The sequence below is a fragment of the Pseudomonas sp. Irchel s3h14 genome (assembly GCF_900187425.1).
Lineage (GTDB): Bacteria > Pseudomonadota > Gammaproteobacteria > Pseudomonadales > Pseudomonadaceae > Aquipseudomonas.
The window spans coordinates 78,943-88,784 of sequence record NZ_FYDJ01000022.1 but is presented as its reverse complement, the minus strand read 5'-3'; the positions used below and the strand labels follow the sequence as shown (position 1 = coordinate 88,784).

At 58.7% G+C, this 9,842-nt stretch carries 9 protein-coding genes; 7 read left to right on the top strand and 2 right to left on the bottom strand.

Annotation, left to right across the window (positions count from 1 at the left end; all coding sequences use genetic code 11):
* The first annotated feature begins 317 nt into the window (after nt 1-317).
* Nucleotides 318-758 (top strand): cupin domain-containing protein, encoded by a 441-nt coding sequence (locus CKW16_RS27315; RefSeq protein ID WP_095132263.1) that lies wholly within the window; start codon nt 318-320, stop codon nt 756-758.
* A 13-nt stretch (nt 759-771) separates the two neighbouring features.
* Here the strand turns inward: CKW16_RS27315 and CKW16_RS27310 are convergent, their stop codons facing one another.
* A complete protein-coding gene (locus CKW16_RS27310; protein WP_095132261.1) occupies nt 772-2,202 on the bottom strand; it encodes an MFS transporter in 1,431 nt (476 codons plus the stop codon).
* A gap of 134 nt (nt 2,203-2,336) precedes the next feature.
* Here CKW16_RS27310 and CKW16_RS27305 point away from each other — a divergent pair, with 134 nt between their 5' ends.
* From CKW16_RS27305 to CKW16_RS27280, 6 genes are all read left to right on the top strand, one after another.
* On the top strand, nt 2,337-3,227 hold the full coding sequence (locus CKW16_RS27305) for a LysR family transcriptional regulator (RefSeq protein ID WP_095132259.1): 891 nt from the start codon (nt 2,337-2,339) through the stop codon (nt 3,225-3,227).
* A 481-nt stretch (nt 3,228-3,708) separates the two neighbouring features.
* Entirely contained in the window at nt 3,709-5,097 is a 1,389-nt protein-coding gene (locus CKW16_RS27300) for a diguanylate cyclase domain-containing protein (RefSeq protein WP_095132257.1), read from the top strand.
* A gap of 5 nt (nt 5,098-5,102) precedes the next feature.
* Nucleotides 5,103-6,431: a glycosyltransferase gene (locus CKW16_RS27295; protein ID WP_095132255.1), complete on the top strand. Its 1,329-nt coding sequence runs from the start codon at nt 5,103-5,105 to the stop codon at nt 6,429-6,431.
* Between the two features lie 2 nt (nt 6,432-6,433).
* Complete coding sequence (locus CKW16_RS27290; protein WP_095132253.1) at nt 6,434-7,282, top strand: hypothetical protein; 849 nt, start codon at nt 6,434-6,436, stop codon at nt 7,280-7,282.
* Between the two features lie 6 nt (nt 7,283-7,288).
* A complete protein-coding gene (locus CKW16_RS27285) occupies nt 7,289-8,404 on the top strand; it encodes an HlyD family secretion protein (protein WP_095132251.1) in 1,116 nt (371 codons plus the stop codon).
* A 3-nt stretch (nt 8,405-8,407) separates the two neighbouring features.
* Nucleotides 8,408-9,355, top strand: a complete 948-nt coding sequence (locus CKW16_RS27280) for an NAD-dependent epimerase/dehydratase family protein (protein WP_095132249.1) — start codon at nt 8,408-8,410, stop codon at nt 9,353-9,355.
* Here CKW16_RS27280 and CKW16_RS27275 read toward each other — a convergent pair.
* Nucleotides 9,327-9,587, bottom strand: a complete 261-nt coding sequence (locus CKW16_RS27275; protein WP_046049286.1) for a hypothetical protein — start codon at nt 9,585-9,587, stop codon at nt 9,327-9,329. The genes CKW16_RS27280 and CKW16_RS27275 overlap by 29 nt on opposite strands.
* Nucleotides 9,588-9,842 lie beyond the last annotated feature (255 nt).

Here is a 9,842-nt window from a genome sequence, read left to right as displayed (position 1 = left end):
GGGCAGGTATTGGAGGATTATTTCTGGATCACCGCCCCAGGCCTTCGAGGCCAAGGACGGTGAAGATCTCAAAGACCCGGTTTCCAGTAGACCGTAAGGCTGCTCCGCTTAAGTGAACAGCATTACGCCTTGTGCGGGCTTTTTCGTGTCCGCGGGATCCGTTTGTATCGGAACGTATCCCGCGCACCTGCAGCTACCTTCGCATACAAAACCAGGGCATTGGCGACACTTGCGCGATACACGGCGGCCTCCAAATAGAGCCACCGCATCCGCGGCAAGCTCCGCGCGCATTTCCGCGCACTGATTGGAGAAATGCCATGTCCCGTTTCAACCACCGTATCTCCGCTGGAATGTTCGGCGTCGCCGTTGCCGCGGCACTCACTGCCTTCGCTGGCCTCGCTCAAGCTGAAGAGGCGCCTCCTGTGAAGAGCTGGCAGGCGGGTCTTCACCGTACCGATCTGCTGCGCCAGGACCTCGACGTCTCCGGGCGTGAAGTGATCCAGGTTCGCGTTGATTTCGAGCCAGGTGTGACATCTCCCAAGCATTCGCATCCCGGGGTGGAAGTGGCCTATGTGATTGAGGGCACGTTTGAGTATCAACTCGAAGGGCGGCCACCGATTACGCTCAAAGCCGGCGATTCCTTGTACATTCCCGCAGGCACTGCGCACGTCGCGAAGAACGTCGGCACGAACAAAGCGTCTGAGCTGGCGACGTACATTGTGAAAAAAGACACGCCACTGGTAGTGCTGGAAAAGTAAACGACCTGTCGGCTTACCGGCGTTCACGACGCACTGCCAGCGCGCGGCTTCCCAACGCGATGGCCAGTGCGACAGCGATCAGCACCAGCGCCACGGCGAAGGTGATCCGCAGACCGCTGGCAACCGCTTCGGGTCGCGCCGTTGCAATGTCGACCGAGGCCGATGCGAGCGCGAACACCGCGCCCAAGGCGGACGCCCCCGTGATGAGCCCCAGATTGCGCGACAGGTTGAGCATGCCGGAGATGACGCCTCGCTGGTCCGGCTGAACATCCGCCATGACCGCCGTGTTGTTGGCTGTCTGGAACAGGGCATAGCCGAGGGTTATCACGACCATGGGCAAGAGGTAGCCGCCGATGCCGAACGTCTCCGGCAATACCGACAGCGTGAGGCACCCGGTCGCCATGGCGATGAGCCCGGCGAGGGTCATGCGTGGGGCGCCAAAGCGGTCGGCAATACGGCCTGCGGGCACACCCGTCAGTGCCGCGACAAACGGCCCGACCGACAAGACCAGTCCAACCAGAACGGCATCGAGCCCCAGCCCATGCGCGAGATAGAAGGGGCCGACCACGAGCGTCGCCATCATCACTGTTGCGACGAGCAGGCTCATGGCGAGGCTGCCACTGAGCACGGGATCACGGAACATCGCCAGTCGAATCAACGGTGAGGTGACTCGAGCCTCGGTGAATACAAAGAGGCAGGCGCCGCCGCCCGCCGCCAACAGAAAGGCGATGTTGAACGGACCGAAACTGCCTCGCCCAAGGGTCATCGCCAACGCATAAGCGGCGAGCGTCAACGCCAGCAGCAGCGTACCCAGCGGGTCGAAGCCGGCGCGATAGGTCTTGGGCTTCTGGCGATCGGCGGGCAAGTAACGATGCGCGAGCACCAGCGTCAGCAAGCCCAGCGGTACGGTGATGAGGAAGATCGCCCGCCAGCCGAACCCGCCAATCAGCAGGCCACCGAGCGACGGCCCCATCGCGGTGCCAATCGCCGACATCGTCCCGAGCAAGCCCATGGCGCTGCCGGTTTTGGCCTTCGTCACGGTCTCGCCGACAAAGGCCATGGTCAGCGCCATCATGATTGCCGCCCCGATTCCTTGTAGTGCCCGGGCGCCAATCAGCATCCAGAGCGTGGGCGCAAAGCCGCACAGGGCCGACGCCAGGGTGAACAAACCGATGCCGGCCAAGAGCAGCCGCCGACGGCCAGTGATGTCACCGAGTCGACCGACGCTGACAATCAGGGTGGTAATCGCCAGAAGGTAGGCGAGGACGATCCACTGCACGTGCTGGAAGGAGGCGTTGAACACCTGGGCCAAGGTCGGCAAACCCACATTGGCGATGCTGGTGCCGAGTGAGGACAGCAGCATCGACAGCGAAAGACTGGCCAGCGCCCACCGAACCGACGGTGTCTGTTGCGCACGCTCTGCGACTGCACTGAGTGATTTCATGCTGTTCCTCTTTTCTGGCCACTCCCGAAGCGGAGCTATCAGAAATCTACGCCCCGGCCTAACATGGCGGAAGGCGCACCGTTTGCACTTGATACGTGCGTTCAACGCCATATCACTCTGCCACGGGGCGCCGCATGTCCACTCCCGATTTCAACTTGCTGATCACCCTTGATGTGCTGCTCGCTGAAGGCAGCGTGGCGCGCGCCGCCAAGCGCTTGCGCCTGAGCCCGTCGGCCATGAGCCGGGCACTGGCGCGATTGCGTGAAACCACCGGCGATCCGCTGTTGGTCAGGGCCGGACGCGGTCTGGTGCCCACCCCGCGCGCGCTCGAACTGCGCGAGCGGGTCAGTCAACTGGTGCAGGACGCCGAAGCGGTCCTTCGGCCTGCCGAGCAACCCGACCTCAAGCAGCTGAGCCGCACGTTCACGCTGCGCACCAGTGAAGGCTTTGTCGAGAATTTTGGCGCGGACCTGATTGCCCGCGTCGCCGAGCAAGCCCCTGGCGTGCGGCTGCGCTTCATGCACAAACCCGACAAAGACAGCGCGTCACTGCGCGACGGGACGGTCGATCTGGAAACGGGTGTGGTGGGGACAGCCGCCGGCCCGGAGTTGCGTACCCAGGGCTTGTTTCGGGATCGATTTATTGGCGTCGTGCGAATGGGGCATCCTCTGAGTGAAGGCGAGATGACCCCCGCGCGTTATGCGGCAGGCAACCACATCAGCGTCTCTCGGCGGGGGCTCGAAAAGGGACCCATTGATGAAGCCCTTGAGCCCCTGAAACTGGATCGGCACATAGCAACCATCGTCGCAGGCTTCTCCACTGCGCTGGCGCTCGCCCGAGCTACTGACTTCATCGCGAGCGTTCCCGAACGCCACACTGCCAGCCTGCGCGCCGGAATGCACAGCTTTGCACTGCCGTTGTCTCTGCCGGCGTTCACCGTCGCCATGCTCTGGCATCCGCGGCTGGATGCCGACCCTGTGCATCGCTGGTTGCGTGGTTGCCTTCGTGAGGTTTGTGCCGAGTAAAAAATTGTCAGATTTGATCTAATGTTCATTATTGAAACAATGATGTTTCACTCGTGTAACTATTGCATGACTATTCTGGTTCTATAAGTGAGTACTTTTGGTATAAAAATACTTTGAACTTATTAATATGCAGGCGGTAGCTGAAAGGCTTTGTGTAAATGGGAATTAACTACTGATACCATTAATTAGCGAAACGCTATCAATGGTGGCCATTAACTAGTAGTGAGTATAGTTGTAATGCTTGAGTTACTTAGTGTGTATAACCTTTTGAAATATAACTGATTATTTTTTGTGATGAACAGGTTATTTACCCAGTCGCAACGCGGTGAGCAAGGCGGGATCCAATTAAAGTTGATGGCGAAATATTGGCGGTCGATATATCAAAAAATAACTTCATAATAATACTGACGTTTTTCTGATGCGGTGCTAGTGTTTCTAACTCCTCTTAACCGTACTTGTCTGTCTGCAGAGGCTGTGCGTCATGCCGACTCCAACTCCACGGATTGCGATACTGGGTAATAGAGTTCCAAGCTTGAATCTTCCGGAGCTTGAGCACTTCGCCGATATGGGCAGCTTGTTGGCTGCACCCGCCTTTGATGTCCTGCTGCTGGACCTGCCAGCGGTTTATGCCGGGCGGGTGCTTCGAAAGTTGCGCGCCATTCCCCCTTATCGCTACAGCCTCATTTACTGCTGCCGTGATCAGAACGGCTGGTGTGAAGCCTTGGGTGATGGCGCGTGCCCTGTCGATTCCAGCGAAACAAGAGCCCTCTGGGGTGTGTGGCGAGAACGCTACAGGTTGTTCAAACAGGGTTCTGCCCCCGAGCGTTTTGAAAGTCGGGTGCTTTCATGGTTGTGGTTGCGCGACAACGCCCACATCTATGCCCTTCGAGACCCGGAGGTGCCTCAGCATTATCGCTATCCGTTGCTGGACGCCCTGGCTGATAACGAGCAGGTCAACTCGTTTGTGTGGCTCAGTTTGATGGTGCAGCAGGACTGGCTGGAGGAGGGGGTTCTGGTCGATCGCGTTCGCCTGTGTTCGGAGTGTGGCTCGGGCCGGCTCAATTACATTGATGTGTGTGCCGAATGTCAGGCCCTGGACATTTCACGGCAGCCTTCATTGCACTGCTTTACCTGTGGGCATGTGGGGCCACAGGAATCCTTTCTCAAGGACGGGGTGTTGTTGTGCCCCAACTGCTTGAACCGGTTGCGCCATATCGGCACTGATTACGACCGCCCGATGGAGAACTATCGCTGTCGGTCATGTCAGGCGTTTTTTGTCGATGCCGACGTGCAGGCGCGCTGCCTGGATTGCGGCCTGTCACACACGCCTGACAAGTTGCGAGTACGCGAGGTCAGAGATTTTCGCCTGGCCGAGGCCGGCCGTTTCCGCTGCCGCCAGGAGTTCAGCGATCAAAAGGTCCATCACTTCGGTCGACTCAATCTGTTAGGCGGCAAGGATTTCTATGACCTGCTGACCTGGCAGATGCAGGTCGTACGCCGCTACCAGTCGCCTGCCTTCTCACTGCTCGGTCTGCGCTTCGTCAACCTGGCCGGTACGTTGACTCGCCTGGGTGAACACCACGGCCATGCCTTCATCGATAGCGTGGCTGATCGATTGAAGGAAACCGTCAGGGATACAGACCGCTGCTCTCGAAGTACCGAAGAGTACTTCTGGATCATGCTTCCCCATACCGATGGCGACGGCCTGGAAACCGTCAAACAACGCTTGAGCCGGGTCGCCGAGTTGTTTTCAGCACCGGAGGTCAGCGACATTTCCTTGCGTGTCGTCAGCATCACGGCGCCTCAGGATCTGCTCGAACAGGAAGATGGCGAATTACTACTGGCCCGTCTGGCCAGTGAGTTGGCGTGACCGTCATGAGCCCTTTCCTGGAGCAACTCCTCAGCGCACTCAGCTCGCTGATGGGGCCGGATGGTTTGAGCCGGGTGTTTTTCATGCTGTTCCCTTTGTTTCTGATCTTTGAATTGCCCCTGATGATCATGGTGATGCTGGGTGTTTTGCGCTGGTTCGCACGTCGGCGCACCCGTATACCGAGGATCAGTCTCTATCGGCCCAAGGTCTCTTGCATCATTACCTGCTACAGCGAAGGAATGGACGTTCAGACCACGCTGTTAAGCCTGTGCGAGCAAACGTACCCCGGCCACATCGAGATGATTCCGGTGGTGGACGGGGCCACGGTGAACCAGCCGACGCTCAGCGCCGTTCGCAGTTTCAACGTGGATCCGCAGTTGTACCCCAGACGCCATTTGCGCCCGATTGCCAAATGGCAGAGGGGCGGGCGGGTGTCGTCACTGAATGCCGGCCTGTCGCTTGCCAGCGGTGAAATCGTGATGGCGCTCGACGGTGATACGTCCTTCGACAACAACATGGTCAGCTCCATCGTGCGCCACTTCGAGGACCCGTCGGTGCCTGCGGTCGCCGGTAGCCTGCGAGTGCGCAATGTCTGGGCTTCCTGGGTGACCGCAATGCAGGCGCTGGAATACCTGTTGTCCATCCACATGTCGAAAATCGGTCTGGCCGAATGGAACCTGGTCAATAACGTCTCGGGGGCCTTCGGGGCATTTCGCCGCAGCTTTCTGGTGAAGATCGGTGGCTGGAACACGCACACCGCGGAGGATCTGGACCTGACGTTGCGCATCAAGAGTTACTTCAAGCGACACGACTTGAGGATTCCCTTCGAGCCGGAAGCGATTGGACACACTGATGCACCGTCGACGCTCAGTCAGTTTCTGATGCAGCGCTTGCGCTGGGATGGCGACCTGTTTTTTCTGTACATCAGAAAGCACAACCAGAACATAAGCCCCAACTTGTTGGGCTGGCCGACCTTTCTGATGATCCTGCTCAGCGGCTTCTTTTTTCAGCTGGTGCTGCCGTTCCTCATCTTCAGCTACACCCTGCTGGCGTTATTTGTTCTGCCGGGCAAGACGCTGTTGTTTCTGTTTGTACTGATCTATGCGCTGTACCTGACGATCACCGCGATGTTGTTCGGCGCCATGTTGTTGATGGTGTCCGACCGGCCTGCAAAGGACGTGGTCCTGGGGTTGTTGGTGCCTTTCTTTCCGCTGTTCATGCTTCTCCTGCGGTGCTGGAGCGCAGTGGCCATGCTCAACGAGATCTTTCGCCGGGGCCACGAAGAAAGCTCTATGGCACCGTGGTGGGTGCTTAAACGAGCCACGAGGTTTTGATTATGCGATCGATACTTCTGCTGCTGACGCTGTCGTTGCCCCCCACGATACTGGCCGCACAACCACTACCGGCTCAGGCGGTGGGGGCGCCGTCGAGCCAATGGTCCCAGGCCAGTTATGTCTGGGACAGCGAAGCGTTGCTCGATCCCGATCAACGTAAAGCGGAGCTCGAGCAACTGCGTAAAGCCGGGATGGACAAGATCTACCTAGGCCTCAAGTCCTCCCAGTTGAAAGACCTTGCCACGACGCGCCAACGGCTGGGGCAATTGCTGCAGGACGCGGCCGGCAAGGGGGTGCAAGTCAGCCTGTTGCTCGGTGATCCGGCCTGGATCGAGCCGCAGGACCGCCATCAGCTCACCGACTTACTGGCGAAGCTGAAGGGGCTTTCATTCACCAGCCTGCACCTGGACCTGGAACTCGAACAACTGGGCGTGCCGGTCCCGGATCAGCGCTTGAAGGACTTGCTCGATACCTTGCGCGCAGCCTCCGCAGCCAGCCCATGGCCGGTAGAAATCTCCAGCCACCATCGCTGGTTCGCTGAGGCAAAACCCGGAAAAACCTGTCTGCCGTGCGCGCTTCCCGAGGCGGGCGTGCGTCAAGTCAGCCTGATGATCTACACCCGTAACCCGAAAAACAGCGCACGAATGGCAGAACAGATCGCCCAACGTTGGCCCGATCTGCAGTTCCGCCTGGCGCAAAGCACGGAGCCGCAACTGGATGCCACAGAATCCTGGGCCGGCGCGACGACTGAGCAGTTGCAGCACCAGACCAGTGTCTGGCGCGAACAGCTGCAACCACGGGGAATTGCCGGCATTGACTGGCAAGCCTGGCGAGACTTTCCAAAACGGTGAGCCGTCATGAAAATTCGATTCGATAGTCGCAAAGAACTGAGCCCGACCCAGGAGCACGGTTTGAGTGTTCTCTATGCGCCGGGCAAACGCATGGCGTTTCGCATGCGTTGGTATTTGATCCTGTTCCTGGTCGCGAGCCCCCTGATCTGGCTGGGAGGGAAACTGGCGTACGGGGTGATGATGATCGACGCACCGGCGCAGTTGCGCCTGCCGATTCTTGAGGTGCGCGCACGGGAGGCCGGTCGGGTCGATCAACTGTTTGTCATGGCCGGTGAACAGGTCCAGATCGATCAGCCGTTGGTCAGTCTCGACAATCCCGAATGGCGTGCGCGGCTAATGCAGCTCGCCGCGATGCCGACCAAAGCGGTGCCCACCACCAACACCAAACTGGACACGAGGGAGCGTCAGTTGCTCAGGACCCGAGTGAGCAGGACGGAGGAGCGCGTGCAGGTGCTTGAGGACCTGGTTTTATCAGGCGCCGTCTCTCGTGGAGAAGTGCTGGCCGCCCAGTCTGAACTCGACGCTTTCAAAGCGGACCTGTTGGCGTTCGAGCGCCGCGAGCAATTGGCTCGTCAGTCACCGTTGAGCGTTCAACGCGAGATTATTCAACAGAACGTCGAGCAACAGTGGTTGAAAACGCGCCTCGCCGCATTGTCGATCAAGGCTACGCAGAGCGGTCGGGTGGCGGAGGTGTTGGTCACGCCCGGCGAAAACGTCGGTGCGGGTACGTTGTTGATGCGCCTTGAGCGGCTGGAAGAGCCTCTGCTGTGGATTTATCTGGAACCGCTGAACATCAGCTACGCCGCGATTGGCCAGCCGCTGCGCGTTCGCATGCCCGATGGCGAGTGGCTGGCGGCCCATGTTGTCCAGGCCGTCGACAGCGCCGGTCGCACGCCGACGGTGTTGCGTGGGCCATTCGCTGCCAGCGAAATGGGCTTGCAGGTCGCCGCCCGGTTTGATCGTCCTCTGTCGCCGCGCTGGAGAATCGATCAACTGCCGTTGAATGTGCGCTTTCCCACCGACTGGGAACAAATGCTCAGTAACAGCCGTGAATTCATCGAGCAAATAGGCGACTTCATTGCAATGGATCGAACACCCACCACTGCACCGGGGAGTAAATAAATCATGACTGCTGAACGAATTCTTGTGACGGGCGGTGCCGGTTTTATCGGTTCGCACCTGGTCGAAGCACTGCTTGAAAGTGGTTATAGCGTTCGGGTTCTGGACGATCTTTCCAGTGGGAAATTGTCGAACTTGCCGATTGATCGCTGCCATTTGACCCTGGTGGTGGGGGATGTCGCCGACGCGCCGACGGTGGATCGGGCGATGAAAGACTGCAGCGCGGTGGTGCATCTGGCGGCGGTGGCCTCGGTGCAGGCGTCGGTCGATGACCCGGTCGCGACTCACCAAAGCAATTTCGTCGGCACTCTGAATATCTGCGAAGCCATGCGCCAGGCCGGCGTAAGACGGGTGGTTTATGCGTCCAGTGCGGCGATCTATGGCAACAATGGCGAGGGCATGGCGATTACCGAGGACACACCCAAGAATCCGCTGACGCCGTATGCCGCCGACAAACTGGCCAGCGAACATTTTCTCGATTTCTACCGACGCCAGCATGGTCTTGAACCGGTCATTCTGCGGTTTTTCAATATTTACGGACCCCGTCAGGACCCTTCATCGCCTTACTCCGGCGTCATCAGCATTTTCAGCGAGAGGGCGCAAAAAAAACTCCCCATCACGGTTTACGGTGATGGGGAGCAAACAAGGGACTTTGTATATGTAAATGACCTGGTAAAGGTCCTGGTACAGGCGGTCGGAGAGTCAGAGCCGATTATCGAGCCGGTCAATGTCGGGTTTAACCGATCCACCAGCGTTAACGAACTCGTGGCGACATTAAGTGAACTCCTGGGACGACCCGTGACGTTGAACCACGACGCGCCGCGTTCTGGTGATATCAAACATTCACGCGCCGATAACAGTCGCCTGCTTGAGCGTTTTTCCTTGAACTCACCGACCTGTTTTACCGAGGGGCTGGGGCAACTGCTCAGAAGTATTGATTCCGGGGGGCGGTAGCGGCGAGCTCAGTCGCCAGCAGGTGCTCCTCCAGCACATCGCTCAGGAACCGGAACTGATCATTGAGCCCGATTACTTCATTGTTGAAGTGATTGGCGGCGGACGGCATCAACAACGCCTCGAAGTTTTTGTCGAACACCAGTTCGAACGTTTTGCGCGAAACGAATGACTGGGAATAGTAGTTGTTGCCGAACACCGCAAAGCTCACGGCCAGGGTCACGGAGTGAATCATGACGTGCGCTCCTCGGACAGGACGTACCAGGAAAAAACGCTCAGTGTGACGGCCGTCAGGGCCAGGCAGGTCAGGAGATGGATAATCATGATTCGCCCCTCCGATGCGGGGTTTTGCGTTGGGTTAGGCTCGATCCTACGCTGACGGTTTTTGAGCGGTAGGCATTCGCGGCGATGGTGAATATCGACATAAGTGATGGTCGGATCATCGCTGACTGTTCCGGTCCCGGGGTGGGCAGCCACCTATACTCAGGCA

Bases quoted from the DNA above. Each gene is read 5' to 3' on its own strand.
- CKW16_RS27295 (WP_095132255.1), top strand. From the start codon at position 5,103: ATGAGCCCTTTCCTGGAGCAACTCCTCAGCGCACTCAGCTCGCTGATG.
- CKW16_RS27315 (WP_095132263.1), top strand. From the start codon at position 318: ATGTCCCGTTTCAACCACCGTATCTCCGCTGGAATGTTCGGCGTCGCC.
- CKW16_RS27305 (WP_095132259.1), top strand. From the start codon at position 2,337: ATGTCCACTCCCGATTTCAACTTGCTGATCACCCTTGATGTGCTGCTC.
- CKW16_RS27290 (WP_095132253.1), top strand. From the start codon at position 6,434: ATGCGATCGATACTTCTGCTGCTGACGCTGTCGTTGCCCCCCACGATA.
- CKW16_RS27310 (WP_095132261.1), bottom strand. From the start codon at position 2,202: ATGAAATCACTCAGTGCAGTCGCAGAGCGTGCGCAACAGACACCGTCG.
- CKW16_RS27280 (WP_095132249.1), top strand. From the start codon at position 8,408: ATGACTGCTGAACGAATTCTTGTGACGGGCGGTGCCGGTTTTATCGGT.
- CKW16_RS27285 (WP_095132251.1), top strand. From the start codon at position 7,289: ATGAAAATTCGATTCGATAGTCGCAAAGAACTGAGCCCGACCCAGGAG.
- CKW16_RS27300 (WP_095132257.1), top strand. From the start codon at position 3,709: ATGCCGACTCCAACTCCACGGATTGCGATACTGGGTAATAGAGTTCCA.
- CKW16_RS27275 (WP_046049286.1), bottom strand. From the start codon at position 9,587: ATGATTCACTCCGTGACCCTGGCCGTGAGCTTTGCGGTGTTCGGCAAC.